This window comes from Streptomyces sp. NPDC048295 (genome assembly GCF_040652135.1).
In the GTDB taxonomy this organism is placed as follows: domain Bacteria; phylum Actinomycetota; class Actinomycetes; order Streptomycetales; family Streptomycetaceae; genus Streptomyces.
Genome location: NZ_JBEZLL010000016.1, coordinates 156,923 through 172,406, shown reverse-complemented (window position 1 = coordinate 172,406; position 15,484 = coordinate 156,923). Strand labels below are relative to the sequence as shown.

14 protein-coding genes, 2 pseudogenes and 1 riboswitch are annotated in these 15,484 nt (G+C 70.5%); of the genes and pseudogenes, 5 read left to right on the top strand and 11 right to left on the bottom strand.

Translation table 11 applies throughout. The annotated features are described in order from the left end of the window. Nucleotides 1–18: 18 nt before the first annotated feature. Both AB0D53_RS23970 and AB0D53_RS23965 read right to left on the bottom strand, forming a co-directional pair. Nucleotides 19–885 carry a sterol desaturase family protein gene (locus tag AB0D53_RS23970; RefSeq protein WP_362449814.1) on the bottom strand — a complete coding sequence of 289 codons (867 nt, stop codon included), beginning with the start codon at nt 883–885 and terminating at the stop codon, nt 19–21. Between the two features lie 508 nt (nt 886–1,393). After that, nucleotides 1,394–2,902, bottom strand: a complete 1,509-nt coding sequence (locus tag AB0D53_RS23965) for a glutamate synthase subunit beta (protein WP_362449812.1) — start codon at nt 2,900–2,902, stop codon at nt 1,394–1,396. A 253-nt stretch (nt 2,903–3,155) separates the two neighbouring features. On the opposite strand from AB0D53_RS23965, the gene AB0D53_RS23960 reads away from it, so the two are divergent. Next, complete coding sequence (locus tag AB0D53_RS23960) at nt 3,156–3,746, top strand: lytic polysaccharide monooxygenase auxiliary activity family 9 protein (RefSeq protein ID WP_362449810.1); 591 nt, start codon at nt 3,156–3,158, stop codon at nt 3,744–3,746. Here AB0D53_RS23960 and AB0D53_RS23955 read toward each other — a convergent pair. Further along, entirely contained in the window at nt 3,736–4,698 is a 963-nt protein-coding gene (locus AB0D53_RS23955) for an aminoglycoside phosphotransferase family protein (protein ID WP_362449808.1), read from the bottom strand. The two genes, AB0D53_RS23960 and AB0D53_RS23955, sit on opposite strands and share 11 nt — an antisense overlap. A gap of 99 nt (nt 4,699–4,797) precedes the next feature. Beyond that, nucleotides 4,798–5,241, bottom strand: coding sequence for a hypothetical protein (locus tag AB0D53_RS23950; protein WP_362449806.1), 444 nt, complete (start codon nt 5,239–5,241; stop codon nt 4,798–4,800). A 41-nt stretch (nt 5,242–5,282) separates the two neighbouring features. Between AB0D53_RS23950 and AB0D53_RS23945 the strand changes: the two are divergent. Further along, nucleotides 5,283–5,540: pseudogene (locus AB0D53_RS23945) on the top strand (substrate-binding domain-containing protein); the annotation flags it as partial. Between the two features lie 110 nt (nt 5,541–5,650). Here the strand turns inward: AB0D53_RS23945 and AB0D53_RS23940 are convergent. The 4 genes from AB0D53_RS23940 to AB0D53_RS23925 all read right to left on the bottom strand — a co-directional run bounded on the left by AB0D53_RS23940 (nt 5,651) and on the right by AB0D53_RS23925 (nt 9,996). Beyond that, nucleotides 5,651–6,523 carry an EamA family transporter gene (locus AB0D53_RS23940; protein ID WP_362449804.1) on the bottom strand — a complete coding sequence of 291 codons (873 nt, stop codon included), beginning with the start codon at nt 6,521–6,523 and terminating at the stop codon, nt 5,651–5,653. 169 nt (nt 6,524–6,692) lie between these two features. Next, a complete protein-coding gene (locus AB0D53_RS23935) occupies nt 6,693–7,346 on the bottom strand; it encodes an HD domain-containing protein (protein ID WP_362449802.1) in 654 nt (217 codons plus the stop codon). A 58-nt stretch (nt 7,347–7,404) separates the two neighbouring features. After that, on the bottom strand, nt 7,405–8,469 hold the full coding sequence (locus AB0D53_RS23930; RefSeq protein WP_362449800.1) for an NAD(+)/NADH kinase: 1,065 nt from the start codon (nt 8,467–8,469) through the stop codon (nt 7,405–7,407). A gap of 129 nt (nt 8,470–8,598) precedes the next feature. Then, on the bottom strand, nt 8,599–9,996 hold the full coding sequence (locus AB0D53_RS23925; protein ID WP_362449798.1) for an APC family permease: 1,398 nt from the start codon (nt 9,994–9,996) through the stop codon (nt 8,599–8,601). A gap of 370 nt (nt 9,997–10,366) precedes the next feature. Between AB0D53_RS23925 and AB0D53_RS23920 the strand changes: the two genes are divergently transcribed. Together AB0D53_RS23920 and AB0D53_RS23915 are read left to right on the top strand one after the other, a co-directional pair. Beyond that, complete coding sequence (locus tag AB0D53_RS23920; RefSeq protein WP_362449796.1) at nt 10,367–10,684, top strand: hypothetical protein; 318 nt, start codon at nt 10,367–10,369, stop codon at nt 10,682–10,684. A 44-nt stretch (nt 10,685–10,728) separates the two neighbouring features. Then, nucleotides 10,729–11,107 (top strand): annotated as a pseudogene (locus tag AB0D53_RS23915) (FAD-dependent monooxygenase); the annotation flags it as partial. Here AB0D53_RS23915 and AB0D53_RS23910 read toward each other — a convergent pair. Beyond that, nucleotides 11,101–11,598 (bottom strand): transglycosylase SLT domain-containing protein, encoded by a 498-nt coding sequence (locus AB0D53_RS23910; RefSeq protein ID WP_362449794.1) that lies wholly within the window; start codon nt 11,596–11,598, stop codon nt 11,101–11,103. The pseudogene AB0D53_RS23915 and the gene AB0D53_RS23910 overlap by 7 nt on opposite strands. Nucleotides 11,599–11,602: 4 nt before the next feature. Then, nucleotides 11,603–11,787, bottom strand: a riboswitch (cyclic di-AMP (ydaO/yuaA leader). Nucleotides 11,788–12,392: 605 nt separating this feature from the next. Between AB0D53_RS23910 and AB0D53_RS23905 the strand changes: the two genes are divergently transcribed. After that, nucleotides 12,393–14,063 carry an ATP-binding cassette domain-containing protein gene (locus AB0D53_RS23905; protein ID WP_362449792.1) on the top strand — a complete coding sequence of 557 codons (1,671 nt, stop codon included), beginning with the start codon at nt 12,393–12,395 and terminating at the stop codon, nt 14,061–14,063. An 82-nt stretch (nt 14,064–14,145) separates the two neighbouring features. Here AB0D53_RS23905 and AB0D53_RS23900 read toward each other — a convergent pair whose 3' ends face one another. Then, on the bottom strand, nt 14,146–14,820 hold the full coding sequence (locus tag AB0D53_RS23900) for a DUF305 domain-containing protein (protein WP_362449790.1): 675 nt from the start codon (nt 14,818–14,820) through the stop codon (nt 14,146–14,148). Nucleotides 14,821–14,923: 103 nt separating this feature from the next. Further along, nucleotides 14,924–15,250 (bottom strand): hypothetical protein, encoded by a 327-nt coding sequence (locus AB0D53_RS23895; protein ID WP_362449788.1) that lies wholly within the window; start codon nt 15,248–15,250, stop codon nt 14,924–14,926. Nucleotides 15,251–15,484 lie beyond the last annotated feature (234 nt).

The window sequence follows — 15,484 nt, the reverse complement described above, 5'->3', positions numbered from 1 at the left end:
GCATATGTGAAGGGCAGTTCAGGCAGAGCCGGTCCCGGGCCCCTTCGCGCGGCGCAAGGGGTGGAGAAGGCTGGAAACGATCTCCCCGGTACGAGGGAAGGACGCGGGGTCGCCCAGGCCGACCGCGACCGGTTCACGGCCGGGCCGCCAGGTGTAACTGCCGAAGAAGTGGTCCCAGATCGACAGGTCCGAGCCGTAGTGGCCAGCCTCGGACAGTTCGGTGCTGTGGTGCAGACGGTGCTGCTCGGGGCTGGCGAGAACATGGTTGAGCCGGCCGATGCGCACGTCGATGTTGGCGTGGACGAAATAGCCCTGGGCGGCCACGAAAAGACCCACGACGAGCACCGAGCCACGGGAGAAACCGACCAGGGCCAGAGCCAGCTGAACGGTTCCCTGCGCGAGCACGATATCAAGTACGTGATTGACGCCGTTATTGGCGACGTTGACCTTTTCCGGCACATGGTGCACACCGTGCACACGCCAGAGTATCGCGTTGGTGTGACCGAGCCTGTGCACCAGATAACTGGCCAGTGAACCGGTCAGCAGAGCCGCGGGGATTTCCGCCCAGAGAGTGAGTGCCGGCTCGCTCGGCGACACCACGGAGACGACTGCGGAGACCAGATATTGCGCAAAGGCACTGGCCACCATCGTCAACACGAAATAGATGCCGTACCAACGCCACTCACCGGCGTTCGGGTGCCAGGACCGCCGGTGCGGAATCAGGCGTTCGAGCGCCGTGAGATAGGAAATGACTCCGAGCAGGAAGAGCGGGCTCACACGGTCGGGATCCCAGTCGAGATACAACGCCGCCACGGCCACCGAAACCGTACCCACCAGCAGGAAAGGGTACGCCGATACGCGCATGACAGCGCGCACGGAGGGCATCGGGGCCTCTTTCCTCCGGACCCGACCGGAATTCACCTCCGGATCACCGCCGGGCAGCGGCTCGCAACTTTCCACTCAAGCACCTTCACGAAAGGAACCAGCACGGAAGCGTGCACGGCAAAGCGCACGGACCGTGAAGGAGAAACTGATGACTACCTGCGGACGCACGGGACCGGGGCGCCGGACGCCACCTGTCACGTGCGGGGAATGTGGGATGAAGTGTGGTGCGAGCCGTCTCCTGGGCCCCGCGGACCCCAGCTGCTGTCGCCGGGGGCCCGCTCTACTAATTTTTCCCTACTCGCCGACCTCAACCGTCGAATTCAAGCCTCGTCGCGATGCCCGGCGGCGGGGGTGGCACCCATGGAAAGAATAACGACTGACACCCGGATCGACCGGTCCACCGTGAATATGAATTACTAATAACACTGACGAGTGTTCTCGATTTTCCGGGCGCCGCTCCCCGGACGGCGAGGAACGGCAGGGAAAGCCCGCGTCCGCGCCTGGACGCTCAGGCCACCAGGGGCCGGTCCTCGGGTGTGATCGGGGCCGGAAGCACCGTGGAACCGCTCAGGTAGCGGTCCGTCGCGGCGGCGGCGGACCGCCCCTCGGCGATGGCCCACACCACGAGGGACTGGCCCCGCCCCGCGTCTCCGGCAATGAAGATCCCTTCGGTCCGGGCGTGCGCCGCCCGCCCGGACGGCTCCCTCGTCTCGGCCCCGAAACCGTCGTTCCGGGCGAAGTTCCCTCGTTCGTCCAGTGTGAGTCCGAGCTGTCCCATCAGCCCGGTGCCGCGTTCGGGGCCGTAGAAGCCGAGGGCGATCAGCACCAGGTCCGCCGGGATGCTCCGCTCGGTCTCCGGACGGGGGCTCCTGCCCTCGGGTTCCACTTCCGCGAGGCGCAGCGCCCGCACCCGTCCGGAACGGTCGCCCTCGAAGCGGAGAGTGGCCGAGGCGAAGAGCCGCGGATCCTTCCCCTCCCGTCCCCGGGCCTCCTCGTGGGCATGGGATATCCGGTAGACCTTCGGGCGGACGGGCCAGGGCTCGCTGTCGCGCCGGGTGTCGACGGGCTCCGGGTTGATGTCCAACTGCACTATGGAGAGGGCCCCTTGGCGCAGTGCGGTACCCATGCAGTCCGAGCCGGTGTCCCCTCCCCCGACGATCACCACGTGCTTGCCCTCGGCGGTGACGGCGGGCACTTCGCAGTCGCCCTCGGTGACGCGGTTGGCGAGGGTCAGGTAGTCCATGGCCTGGTGAATGCCCCGCAGCTCACGGCCGGGGACGGGCAGTTCCCGTTGCCCTCGCGCGCCGACCGCGATCACGACCGCGTCGTGCCGCTCGGTGAGTTCGGCGGCGTCGAGGTCGTTGCCGATGTCCGCCCCGGTGCGGAATTTGGTGCCTTCGGCCCTCATCTGCTCGATGCGGCGGTCCAGATGGCGCTTCTCCATCTTGAACTCGGGGATGCCGTAGCGGAGCAGTCCGCCGATACGGTCGGCACGCTCGTAGACGGCGACGGTATGGCCGATTCTCGTGAGTTGCTGGGCCGCTGCCAGACCCGCGGGTCCGGAGCCGACGACGGCGACGGTCTTCCCGCTGAGCCGCTCGGGCGGCCGCGGTGACGCGTACCCGCGTTCCCAGATCTGGTCGGCGATGGCCTGCTCGACGTTCTTTATGGTCACCGGATCGGCGTTGATGGTCAGCACGCAGGCGTCCTCGCACGGTGCCGGGCACAGCCGGCCGGTGAATTCCGGGAAGTTGTTCGTGGCGTGCAGCCGCTCGGCGGCGGCCCGCCAGTCGGCCCGTCCGGCGTAGGTGTTCCACTCGGGGATGAGGTTTCCCAGCGGGCAGCCGCTGTGGCAGAACGGGATCCCGCAGTCCATGCAGCGCCCGGCCTGCTCGGACACGAGCGGGAGCCGCGCCTGTCCCGCGTAGACCTCGTTCCAGTCGCGCAGCCGTTCCTGCACCGGTCGTGCGGGGACGGGCCGGCGGGGGAACTTGAGGAAGCCGTGCGGGTCGGTCATGGCCGCCTCCATCACTCACTCGCGATGTGCAGGCGTTTTTGTCAGCGTACGCCTGCTTCACCGGCCGGCCCAGCGTGCCGGTGCCACCCCGTCGGTCCGGCCGGAACGGTTACCGGCGGGTCGCGCGGCGGTGCACTGCTGGTATGGACATGACCAATCGCCCTGGCTAATCTCGAAGTTGGTCTAGACCTAGTGGGGTGGAGCGCGCCCCACTCGTCTCGCAGCGCCCCCACACCTCCCTCAGGAGCGAAGCATGCGCAGAAGGATCACCTCGTTGTTACTCGGTCTCGGAATCGCCGGGGCCTCCCTGCTCGTCACCTCCGGCAGCGCACAGAGCCATGGCTACACCGACGCCCCCATCAGCCGTCAGCAGCTCTGCGGCAACGGCACCGTGCGCAACTGCGGCCAGATCCAGTGGGAGCCGCCGAGCGTCGAAGGCCCGAAGGGCTTCCCCGCCCGCGGCCCGGTCGACGGCACCATCTGCGCCGGTGGCAATGGCCGGTTCTCCGAGCTCGACGACCCGCGTGGCGGTGCCTGGCCGGCTACGCAGGTGACCGGCGGGCAGAGCTACACCTTCCGCTGGCGCATCGAGGCCCGGCACGCCACGACCGACTTCCGCTACTACATCACCAAGGACGGCTACGACCCCGCCAAGCCGCTCACCCGGGCCGACCTGGAGCCGCAGCCGTTCCTGACCGTGCCCTTCGGCGGCCGGCTGCCGGGGTCCACCGTGACCCATGCCGGAGTCCTGCCGCAGAAGTCCGGCAAGCACCTGATCCTCGGCGTCTGGACGATCGCCGACACCGGCAACGCGTTCTACGCCTGCTCGGACGTCACCTTCTGAACCCGGTACGCATCCGCACGGCCCCGCTGCCCGGGGTGGGCACCGCCCCGGGCAGCGGGGCCGTCCGGGGGGCGCCAAGGGCCTCGGTGATCTGGCGGGTGGTCTGCGCGGCGATCCGGGGGTCGCCGGCGGCGTACGCGGTGTAGGCGTTCAGGCCGGTGGTCAGCGCCCAGCCCCGCCCCCGGGTCCAGGTGGCCTCGTCCACGCCCAGCGCCTCGCGGAAGACGGTCCGGGCGCCCGCGGACATCAGGGTGAAGGCGATGGTCAGATCGCAGGACGGGTCGCCGACGCCGAGCCCGCCGACGCCGATGACGGCGCTGAGCCGGCCGGCGGTGGTCAGCAGGTTGCCGGTGTGGAGGTCTCCGTGGAACCAGACCGGCGGACGGTCCCACCCGGGCGCGCCGAGCGCCGCGTCCCACAGTTCGGTCATGGCCGCCGCGTCGAACGTGCCGGAGGCCTCCGCGATGGCGGCCCGGGTCGCACCGTCCCGGTCGGCCGGCGACTGCACGGCCAGGCCCTCGCGATCCTCCCCCGGCTCGGTCCTCTGGAGCGCGGCCAGGAACCCCGCCGGCCCGACGGCGGCTTCGGCCGAGTCCGCCAGGCCCTCGACGGTCGCCACCTCGCCGTCCAGCCAGCGGGACACCGACCAGGGCCACGGGTAGCCGAAGTCCGGCTCCCCCACCGCCATCGGCACGGGGACGGCCAGCGGCAGGCGCGGGGCGAGCCGGGGCAGCCACACGGACTCCTTGAGAGCCTGCCCGACCGCCCCTGCGTGCCGGGGCAGCCGGACGGAGAGCCGCTCGCCGAGCCGGTGGATCACATGCTCCGAGCCGGCCCGGTCGAGCGGCCTCAGCGGCAGCCCCGCCCACCGGGGGAACTGTGTGTCGACCAGACGCCGGACGAGTGCGGTGTCGATCGCGGGGTGGATGTCCGTCGTTCGCCCGGCGGTCAAGACCGGCTCCTGCCTGCGGCCCGCTCGGTACGGCGGGCGGTGCCGGTCATCACAGCGTGCCCGGCACTCGCCTGTCGAGCCGTTTTTTCCCCGCCGGTCTCACTGCGGCGTCGCGACTCCGACGCCGTTCACAGGGCCCTCGACGAACACCGGGAACGGGTCCGCGGCCAGGGTGAACCGGCCGTCCGTCGGCTGCCTGACGGTACGTCGGCCCCAGGAGCCGACCAGGGTGACCGGACCGGTCGCGGACACCGTGAGGTCACGGGCGGCGGTGGCCCGGACCACGCGGGTCGTGCCGCTGCCGGTGAAGCGGATCGAGTCGGCCGGTGCGGAGAGGCCGTCGGTGCCCGCGTAGGTCCTGCCGCCGGGCATCCGGGCTGCCACGGCCTGGACGACCGCGGCCGGTTCGGGGGCGTTGGCGGTGACCGGGACGGGGTTCGCGGTGGTGGCGGTCACGGGCTGCCGGAGCATGCCGAAGTTCTGTTCCTTTTCGGAGGGGTCGCTGCCGTCGTCGACCAGGTCGTACCAGTAGACCCGGGTCACACCGTCGGCCGGGCCGATCGCGTGGAGCCGGATCAGGCCGGCTGATCGCTTCCGGCGCCCGGTTCGGCGCCGTCTTCTGCGGCAACGACCAGATCGTGCTCGGCGCGGAGTCGGTCCTGCTGGAGTCGGGGAGACGAGTCCCGGACGATGTCGCGCTGGTCGGTGTGAACAACTGGGAGTACGTGATCAGCGGCCAGCACACCCGTCATCTCACCGCCGTCGACATGGGGTTGGCGGGATCGGGCGCCGCCGCCGCGGCCCAGGTGGCCGACGGACGGGACTCACCCGGGATGCACGCCCACCCGTACACACTGGTGGTCGGCGCGACGAGGGCCGGGAATCGGTCCGGGATCCGAGCCGGTCGATCCTCCGCCGGTTCCCGGTCCGTCCCCCGGCAACCGTCCCGCGGTCATTCGGCGGCGGCGAGTCGGGCCTGTGGCTGGACGGTGACCAGCGCGATCCCGCCGCAGCACACCGCGAGGAGCAGCAGCTCGGCGGGAGAGGGGGCGGGCGCGGTGTCCAGCGCCCAGTCGCCCAGTCGGACGGTGAAGGGAACGGCCAGCTGCACGGCGGCCGTGAAGACCGGACCGCGGACCAGGATGAGCCGGTGCTGCACCAGGTAGGCGGGTGCGTAGACGGCTGCGCCCAGCACGACGATGCCCCCGGTAGCGGCGGGGGTCGGCGGGTGGGCGATCAGCGCGGGCAGGGCCATCGGGAGCAGCAGACAGGTGGCGGCCGCGAGCAGCACGGGCAGCACGGCGAGCGGCGGCAGTCCCGACAGCCTGGCCCGGTACAGGAATCCGTAGACGGCGAAGGCCACGGTCGCCGCCGCCACGAGCAGCAGCCCCGCCCCGTCCGCATCACCCGCGTCCGCGCCGAGCGCCGCGTACCCGGCGGCCGCCGCGCAGGCCAGCACCGCCCCCGCCGCCTTGCGCGGCCCGGACCGTTCGGCGAAGAACAACGCGCCGACCGCCACCGAGGCGCACGGCATCAGCGCGACGACGAGATTGGTGAGCGAGGTCCCGATGCGCGGGATGGCGAGGAGGGTTCCTGCCGCGTACCCGGCGAATCCGAGCAGGCCCAGCAGCCACACGGTGCCCGGCCGGGCGGCGGCCCGGCGCAGGTCGGCCCGGCCGTCCGCGGTGGAGACGGCGACGGCGGTGAGCACCGCGCAGCACACGGCGGTCCGGCCCACGGCGACGATCAGCGGATCGGTTCCGGTGACCAGGGCACCGGAGAGCAGCCAGGTTCCGGAGAGCAGCAGGACGAGGACGGCCGGCATCGCGTGGCCCTTCCGTGGGTGGCGGAGGAACGGCGAGAGGGGCGAGGGGCGTGGCGTGGCCGGACTCGCTGATCCCGCACGGCCCTCCTCCGCACCGTCACTTTCCTGTAGGCGCCAACTATAACGACGGGTGCCGTCTCCACCAGGGTGCGTGGCCTGCTCGTCCGCGTCACTCGGGCCAGGCGGAATCCAGAATGGTGTCCACGAAGTTGGCGCGCTCGAACCCGGGCACGTAACGCTCCAGGACATCGGCCTTCACATTGCCGAACGTGGTGGCCGGCTTGGCCTCGATTCCCTCGGTGAAGGCCTTGAGGATGCGCCGCTTGAAGTCGGGGCGCGGGTGCAGGGCGACGATCGCCGCCCGGTCCGCCTCGCTGATGTCGTCGTACCCGATGCCCAGCACGTCGTACTCCACACCGGCCGTCACCAGTGCGACCTCGGGTTCCATGAACGACGGGATTCCCGGCGTGGTGTGGAGCGCGATGGCCGTCCAGACGCGCCGGACGCTGTCCTCGGGCACCCCGTGGCTCTGCAGGAACCGCCGCGCTTCGTCGGCGCTGTCCACCTCGAACCGGCGCCCGCTGCCGCGGAATTCCTCGTTGAGGCCGAGATCGTGGAACATGGCCGCTACGTAGAGCAGTTCCGGGTCGAAGCTCAGCCCGCCCCGGTGTCCCCGGAGTCCGCCGAAGAAGTAGACGCGGCGGGAGTGGTGGTAGATCAGGTCGTCGGTCGTGTCACGCACCAACTGGGTTGCCGCCGCGGCCAGTGCGGTATCGGGAACCGGCGGGGCGGTGGACGTGGGGATGCCTGCGCTGTCGGGCATGACGACTCCTTTGTCGTACGGCACTTCGGCCTTGCGGCCCTGATCCGCCGGGCAGGCCCTATTCCCTGACCGCCGTGGAGAGATGGAGATGGGCCAGGTCGTGCGGGACCGGTCCGTCGGGGCGGAAGAGCGGTGCGCTCTCGCCGTCGGCAGCCGTGGCCGGCGCGTCCGTGAGGCGGAGGCGGGTGCGCAGCCGTCCGTAGAAGTCGTTCGGGCCGAGCCTGATGACCCGCAGGCGGCGCGGTGCCGCGTACACGCCGAGCCAGTCCCCGGCGGCCAGTACGCCGCGCAGCTGGCCGTCGATGGTCACCGCGCCCTGTCCCGAGTGCGGCAGGACCCGTACCGCGATGGGTTCGTCGGCCGCGGCGACCACGGTGCGGTCGAAGGTCATGTGTGCCGCCACGGGCGTGAAGAGGACGGCGTCCATGCGCGGTGAGACCACCGGACCGCCCGCGGCGAAACTGTAGGCGGTCGAGCCGGTGGGGGTGGCCATGATGACCGCGTCGGCGGAGTACGAGGCGAGGAGCCGGCCGCCGATGTAGACGCCGAGGCTCACCTGCCGGTCGCGGGCGAGCTTCTCCACGACGACATCGTTGAGTGCGGTGACATCCAGCGCAACGCCCCAGCCCTCCGCCGCGGCCTCCTCGTCGAGGGCGATCTGCGGTGGCGGCAGCATGGGGCGCTGTCCGTAGCCCATCAGGGCGTCGATGTCCGGGGGCACTTCGAGTACGCGGGAGGCTCGCATGGTCAGGGTCATGCGCTCCTCGACCTCCGCCCGGCCCCGGTGGACGGCGTCGAGCGCCCGGACCACGTCCTCGACGGGTACCTCGGTGAGGAAGCCGACGCGGCCCAGATCGATCCCGAGGACGGCTCCGTCGTTCTTGGCGGCGATCCTGGCGCCGCGCAGGAACGTCCCGTCGCCGCCGAGCGTCACGATGAGATCGGGGTTGCCCGCGACATCGGCTTCCTCGCGCCCGCCGCGTCTGCGTTCGTCGTCGCGCCACACGTCGAGGTCCGTGCACGGGATGCCCTCACGGGCACACCAGTCGCGTACGACTCCCGACGCGACGACGGCTTCGGGACGGCCCTGGTGAACGACGACTCCGACGCGCTCGACACTCATCCCGCCACGACTCCCCGTGTTCCGACGACGTCCCTCACTCCACTGTGAGGGCATCCGGGGTGTCTTCGCCCGTCGGCGGCCGCTCTTCACCGACGGGCCGGACACCGCGCGGAACACGTCCGGGGAGGGTCAGGAGTGCGCGTCCTCCGGGATGCTGACCAGCCAGCGGGTCTCCCGGCGAGGCCGCAGGTAGAGCGCCCAGTAGAGCGTGGCGACCGCTGTGATCCCGCCGGTCCACAGCAGGTACTCGGTCTCCTGCTGGGTGAGGATGTACGTCAGCACGGCGATCAGCAGCACGGGGATCGCGGGCCACAGCGGCATCCGCCAGGCCGGTGTCTCCCGGTGCGTGCCGCGGCGGCAGAGCAGGGCCGCGACCGCGACCAGCAGGTACATGGCGGTGACGGACACACCGGTGACGCCGTACAGCGTGTCGAGGTTGACGAAGCAGAGCGCCGCGCCGGGGATGCCGACGAGCAGGGTCGCCACCCACGGGGAACCGAACCGGCCGAGCCGGGCCAGAGCGTTGTTGATCGGTGCGGGCCAGGCCTTGTCACGGGCGGAGGCGAAGAGCACCCGGGAGTTCTGGATGACCATCACGATGCCCGCGTTGATGATCGCGAGGGCCACGCAGAGGCTGACGAAGGTGCCGACGGCCGAGTTGGACCAGGCGGCCACCATCGTGTTGAGGTCGCCCGAGGTCAGGGCCTCCAGGTCCGGGGCGCCCAGGGTGATCGCGATGACCGGGACGAGGATGACCGCGGTGGAGATGGCGAGGGTGGCGAGCACGGTGCGGGCCACGTTGCGCCGCGGGTTCTCCAGTTCCTCGGAGAGGTAGACGGCCGTGGAGAAGCCCTGGGTGATGAAGAGGGCGATCGCGAGCCCGGAGACCACCATCATCGCGGTGACGGTCGAGCTCGTGCCGCCCGACGAGGCGACCGACCCGTGCACCAGCGCCGATCCGCCTCGTTCGGAGTGGGCGAAGCCGAGAACGGCGACGACGCCTGCCGCGATCACTTCGAGTACGAGGAAGATCCCGGTGATCCACGCGTTGGCGCGCAGGTCGAGGAGGCCGGCGAGGGTGGCGAGCAGCATGACGCCGGCGCCCGCGACGGGGGCCGGAATGTGCACGATGGGTGCGAGGTAGTCGGCCGTTCCCATGGCGATCACAGGGGGAACGATCATCACGACCAGCAGCGAGAGCACGAAGACGAGCCACCCGGCGAGCCGCCCCGCCATGGTCGACACCATGGCGTACTCGCCGCCGGCGCTGGGGATGAGCGTGCCCAGCTCCGAGTAGCAGAAGGCGACCGCGATGCAGAGCAGCGAGCCGATGGCGATGGTGAGGGCGGTGTACGTGCCGAGGGTGGAGAACAGGTCCGGTACGACCACGAAGAGGGTCGAGGCGGGCGTCACGCAGGAGAGCGTGAGCAGTGTGCCGCCCACGACGCCGATGGAACGCTTGAGCTTCTGGGGAGTGGGGCCGGTCGCTGGGGCGAGCGCCTGGGGAGCGCTGAGCGTGTCGGTCATCGTGCGGTTCCGATCAACAGGTGCGGTGTCTGAGCACGGGAGCGGTATCGCCTCCAGACGAGGACGTGGTGAGTGGTTTCGTCGCTCCCAGCGCGATATGCAATCCCGACGTGTTCCGCAGGTCAAGAGGCGTTCACCTTCGGAATTCGTTGTTCCGATGGCCAAATTCGACGGTTTGGCGTTAACAACGCGTCATAGTCCGGGGATCGGGGGGTGCGGGAACCGCAGCCCGGGCCGATGGAAAGTTTCGCCCGTATCCAGCATCCGGAAGGCGGGACGACCTCCCGCACGGACGGGGCGGGCGGGGCGCGGGGCCGGAGTGGCGAGCCCGCGGGTCGCGCATCCGCGGTGTTGATGCCAGCCTGGAGTCATGGCTTGGGCGTCATGGACGACTCGCGGTGTGTTCTCCGGGCACGGTGGCGTGCTGACGGAAGAGGTCGGCGTCCTGTCCGGGGACCTGACCGTGCACACGACCTGGGCGGAGGACACGGCCCAGGTCACCGTGCAGTACACCGGTGCGATCGACTGGTTCACGATGTCGGGCAGCCCCGTCGCGTGCCCCTCGGAGGAGGACAGCCGTCGCCTGCACGACGCGGTGGTGCAGGCGGTCCGGGCCGGGTCGGCGGCGACCGTTCCCGTGATGCCCCGCTCGGGACCGGCGAGGCCGACGCAGCGCGCCCCGGAGTGAGGATCCCGCGCGGACGAACGGATGCCGCGAGACGCCGGCGCGGCAATGAGATGGTCGTGCGACTGCCGTGCTGCACCGTGGGCCGGATCGCCCTCCTCGGCGACGCCGCCCATGACATGACCCCGAATTCCTGCCAGGGGCCCTGCCAGGCGCTGGAGGACGCGGCGACACCGGCCGCCGCGCTGCGCGCCGGACCCATCGTCGAGCCGGCGCTCGGTCGCTACGACGCCGAGCGCCGGCCCCGCAGCCAGTCGGCCGCCCGTCCGCCCGCCGGGCCGCCGGACGGGTCAGCGGCTGTCCCGTCCGGCGGCCGTCGCGCTGCGGAACACGTCACTGCGACTCGCGCCGTCCCGCGTCACCGTCGGCACGATCCTGTGCCGTGCCGACCGGACGCCCCCGCGGCCGGGTTCCGTACCTCAGTAGGCCCCGAAGACGTTGTCGATGGAGCCGTACCTGTCGGCCGCGTAGTTGCACGCCGCGGTGATGTTGGCGACGGGATCGTAGGCGTCCATCGCCGTGCCGGGCACGTGGTAGGCCCGGAAGGTCGGGTCGATGATCTGGAGGAGACCCTTTGACGGTGTTCCTGCTGCGGCGTTCGAGTCCCAGTTGTTGATGGCCCGGGGGTTGCCGGAGGACTCGCGCATCACATTGCGGTGGATGCCGTTGTAGCTGCCGGGGATGCCGTGCTCAGCCATGACGGCCAGCGACTCCTTGATCCAGCCGTCCAGATTGTTGGTGTACGCCGCGGGCTGCGCTGCGGGCGCCGCGGCGCTGACGGACTGTACTGGCGCAGCCGAGGCCGTGGCGGCGCCGGTCAACGGCAGCAGGAGGGCGGCCGCACCCGTACCCGCGGCGATGAAGCCCCGGGTCAGCGAGGTGGACCTGAGACGACGGTACGTACGCGTTGCGGACATGCTGGATTCCTCTCCGTCGCCTGCGAGGTGAGCTGTCGGGTTCAGGCTGGAGATGCCTGGCCGCGCTGAGCGCGGCTTCACCCGAGCCGTTCCGGATACCGGGCCGGCGGCTTATCTGGGTCCCCCGCTCCTGCCGTACACGAGTGGGTCGGATGTCCGGGCGGCGGCAGGATTCGGCGTTCCGTCCGGATTGACGGTGACCGTAGGCGAGAGGAACCGAAAGGGACAAGACCCTGATTTCCGCACGCAATTCACTTACAAGATCAAGACATTGGAATTGTGGTAATCCAGCTCACATCGAGCGCGCCTCCCCCCTTGCACGGGAAGGGGTCCGCATCATGTGACGCGACTTCGAGGGAATGGGAAGTGACTCGCGCCACGAATTCACAAAAGGTGCAATTCACCCGGCACTCCAAAGGGGCAATTCGCCTGAACCACCCACAATGGGACGGACATACCGCGACGGAGGGCTCGCACAGCCGGCCCCGCCCGACGCCCGGAGGCATTGCCATCCCTCCCTCCCCACCGTTATGGTTCTGATGTCCTGTTGTCTCCGATAGAGGTGGACGTTGCGCATCTGAGGTTCGCGAACATCACGCCGTACGGCACCGCCCGTACGTCTGTCACGCCGTAGCAGTGCTCCGCACTGCCCGTGACCCCGCGTGGATGCGACCTCGGTGCATGAGCCGTCCCTCGATCTTCGGGACCGCCGTACCCCCCTCCGCTGCCCGGTCGCCGCGTGGTGCTCGCATACGAAGCCCCCACTCACCGCGCTTGCGAATGCGAGGAACACCATGGCGACACCCACCACCCCCGGCGCTTCCCTCACCTGCTCGGCCCTGTCCTTCCGCCGGCCGGACGGCACGACCGTCCTCGACGGACTCTCGCTCGCCATCGGCCGGGGCCGCGTCGGCCTCGTCGGTACCAACGGCGCGGGAAAGTCCACACTGCTGCACCTGCTCGCCGGTCAGCTCCGCCCCTCCCAGGGGTCGGTGACCGTCAACGGCAGCCTCGCCCACCTTCCGCAGAACATCACCCTCGACACCACACTGCGGGTGGACCGGGCCCTGGGCATCGCCGAGCGGCGCGAGGCGCTGCGCGCCATCGAGTCCGGGGACGTCGACGAGAAGCACTTCGAGACGGTCGGCGACGACTGGGACGTCGAGGAACGGGCCCTGGCGACCCTGGGCCAACTCGGGCTCGGAGACATCGAACTGGACCGCACAGTAGGCCAGTTGTCCGGTGGCGAGACCGTGCTGCTACGCCTGGCCGCACTGCTGCTGGACCGTCCCGACGTACTGCTCCTTGACGAGCCCACCAACAACCTCGACGTGTTCGCCCGCCGGAGACTCTACGAGGCCGTCGACTCCTGGCGCTCGGGCGTGCTGGTCGTGGTCAGCCACGACCGCGAACTGCTGGAGCGCGTGGACCGCATCGCCGAGCTGCGCGCCGGATCCGTGAACTGGTACGGCGGTGGCTGGTCCGCGTACCAGGAAGCCGTGGCCACCGAACAGGAGGCCGCCGGGAGGACGTTGCGGGCCGCGGAGGCCGATCTTCGCCGCCAGAAACGCGAACTGGAGGAGACCCGGGTGAAGCTGGCCCGTCGCCAGAGGAACGGGAGGAGGACCGAGGCCGAAGGCAGCCTCCCGAAGATCCTGGCCGGCCGCCGCAAGCGGTCCGCGCAGGAGTCGGCGGGCAAGCTTCGCGGCGTCCACGAGGAACGGCTCGGCCAGGCGCGCGAGCGCCGCGAGGAGGCCGCGGAGGCCATCCGTGACGATGCCGAGATCCGTGTGGACCTTCCCCGCACGGCGGTGCCGGCCGGGCGCACCGTGCTGAGCCTGCACGAGCTGCGCCCGCGGTTCGGGAGGCTCCGTGAGGGCAGCCTCCAGGTGCGGGGGGCCGAGCGGATCGCACTCGTCGGCCGCAACGGCGCCGGGAAGACGACGCTGCTGCGCACCCTCACCGGTGAGCTGGCCCCCTTGTCCGGCGAGGCCAGGACCTTCGTCCCGACGCGGTTCCTCCCGCAGCGGCTCGATGTGCTGGACGAGGAGCTGAGCGTTGCGGCGAACGTGGCCCGGATGGCCCCCGGGGTCACCGACAACCACATCCGCGCCCAGCTCGCACGCTTCCTCTTCCAGGGGAAACGCGCGGAACAGCCTGCGGGCACCCTCTCGGGCGGTGAACGCTTCCGTGCCGCCCTCGCGGCGACGATGCTCGCCGCGCCGGCGCCGCAGCTGCTGATGATGGACGAGCCGACCAACAACCTCGACGTCGCCAGCGTGCGGCAGCTGACCGGCGCACTCGAGTCGTACGAGGGGGCGCTCCTGATCGCCAGTCACGATCTGCCCTTCCTTCGATCGCTGGGCATCACCCGGTGGCTGCTGGTCGGGGAGGAGCTCCGGGAGACCACCGCTCAGGAGGTGGCCGGCCTGCTCGCTGCTCCGGAACACGCGAGCCCGGTGTGATCCGAACGGAAGCACCATGGGGTGCGGGGCTTCGCACGACTCCATCCGGACGGTCGTGCGAAGGCCCGCACCCGCGTTGCGGTCAGAGCCTGTCGATGATCTTGTTCATCTGCTCGATCTCGGCGGTCTGAGCGGTGATGACAGCGCCGGCGAGCTTCTTCGCGTCGGCGTTGTCACCCTTCTTCCGCTCCTCCTCGGCCATGGTGACCGCACCCCGGTGGTGGCCGATCATCAGCTGGGCGAACTTCTTGTCGAAGTCCTTGCCCTTGGCGGCCGACAGATCGCTCATGTCCTTGTCGGACATCATTCCGGGCATTCCCGAACCGTCCGTGCCGTGGTCCATCCCGGGCATGTCACCCATCGAGGACGAGTCCGAGGGCAGCGGCTTGCCCCACGAAGTCAGCCAGCCCTTCATCGTGTTGATCTCGGGGTCCTGGGCCTTCTCGATCGCGGCGGCCAGCTTCTCGATCTCGGGGTCGGCGGCGCGGCCGTCGGCCAGCTTCGCCATCTCGATGGCCTGCTGGTGGTGCGGAATCATCTGCTGCGCGAACTTCACGTCCGCGTCGTTGAACGTACCGCCGGGCTCGGCCGGTGCGGACGCGCTGCCCGAGCCGTGGTCCATGCCGGGCATGGACGAGCCGTCGGACTTCGAGCCGTCGGAGGAGCCGCAGGCCGCGAGTGCCAGAGCGAGGGCGGCCACGGCGCCGGCGGCCGCGAGCGTGCGGCGGCGGGCGGCGAAGGACAGGGAAGCGGACATCACAGGTTCTTTCCAGGTGGACGCGCCACATCCATGGCGCGCGAAAGGTACAGGACCGTCCGGCCGGTCCGGGCCCGAAGAGCCGTGGACCGGCGGATTCCTGTCACGTCCGCGCGACGCACACCTGGAGCAGCAGATCCCTGCCGGCGAACGGCGGTCCCCGCCGGGCCGGACCGCGTACGGCCGTGCGGTGCCCGGCGAGCACCCCTACGGCCAGCAGCACCAGGCCCCATGCCATCAGCAGCGGCAGCACCCGGTCACGGGCATGGGTGAATACGCACGACTCCCCGTTCGTCGCGGGCACGGCGGCGGCCACATGCGCGGCGTCGTGCTCGCCCCGCACGGCGAGGTGGCCGTCGGCAGTCGTCGTGGACATGGGCGTCGCCGCGCTCATGGCCATCGCGTCATGACAGCCCTCCGCGGCGCTCACCGGCGCGCCGTGCATGAGGAACAGTCCGCACAGGACGGCACACAGCACGAGCAGCCGGGACGTTCCCGGTGTGCGTGTCCGTCCGCGATCCACGGCTGCCTCGAATGCTCGGTCGTACGGGTCGTGCGGTGCGGGCCCGACGATACCCCCACCGGGTTTCCCATGGCGTGGCGCCCCGCCTCCGCCACGGTGTGGGCCTCAGCCGTCGCTGCCGGCCCGCGTCCAGGCGGCGTC

What these genes read in the sequence shown, in the direction of transcription:
- AB0D53_RS23970 (WP_362449814.1), bottom strand. Translation starts at nt 885, where the DNA reads ATGCCCTCCGTGCGCGCTGTCATGCGCGTATCGGCGTACCCTTTCCTG.
- AB0D53_RS23905 (WP_362449792.1), top strand. Translation starts at nt 12,393, where the DNA reads ATGGCGACACCCACCACCCCCGGCGCTTCCCTCACCTGCTCGGCCCTG.
- AB0D53_RS23920 (WP_362449796.1), top strand. Translation starts at nt 10,367, where the DNA reads ATGGCTTGGGCGTCATGGACGACTCGCGGTGTGTTCTCCGGGCACGGT.
- AB0D53_RS23900 (WP_362449790.1), bottom strand. Translation starts at nt 14,820, where the DNA reads ATGTCCGCTTCCCTGTCCTTCGCCGCCCGCCGCCGCACGCTCGCGGCC.
- AB0D53_RS23925 (WP_362449798.1), bottom strand. Translation starts at nt 9,996, where the DNA reads ATGACCGACACGCTCAGCGCTCCCCAGGCGCTCGCCCCAGCGACCGGC.
- AB0D53_RS23935 (WP_362449802.1), bottom strand. Translation starts at nt 7,346, where the DNA reads ATGCCCGACAGCGCAGGCATCCCCACGTCCACCGCCCCGCCGGTTCCC.
- AB0D53_RS23910 (WP_362449794.1), bottom strand. Translation starts at nt 11,598, where the DNA reads ATGTCCGCAACGCGTACGTACCGTCGTCTCAGGTCCACCTCGCTGACC.
- AB0D53_RS23965 (WP_362449812.1), bottom strand. Translation starts at nt 2,902, where the DNA reads ATGACCGACCCGCACGGCTTCCTCAAGTTCCCCCGCCGGCCCGTCCCC.
- AB0D53_RS23940 (WP_362449804.1), bottom strand. Translation starts at nt 6,523, where the DNA reads ATGCCGGCCGTCCTCGTCCTGCTGCTCTCCGGAACCTGGCTGCTCTCC.
- AB0D53_RS23930 (WP_362449800.1), bottom strand. Translation starts at nt 8,469, where the DNA reads ATGAGTGTCGAGCGCGTCGGAGTCGTCGTTCACCAGGGCCGTCCCGAA.
- AB0D53_RS23960 (WP_362449810.1), top strand. Translation starts at nt 3,156, where the DNA reads ATGCGCAGAAGGATCACCTCGTTGTTACTCGGTCTCGGAATCGCCGGG.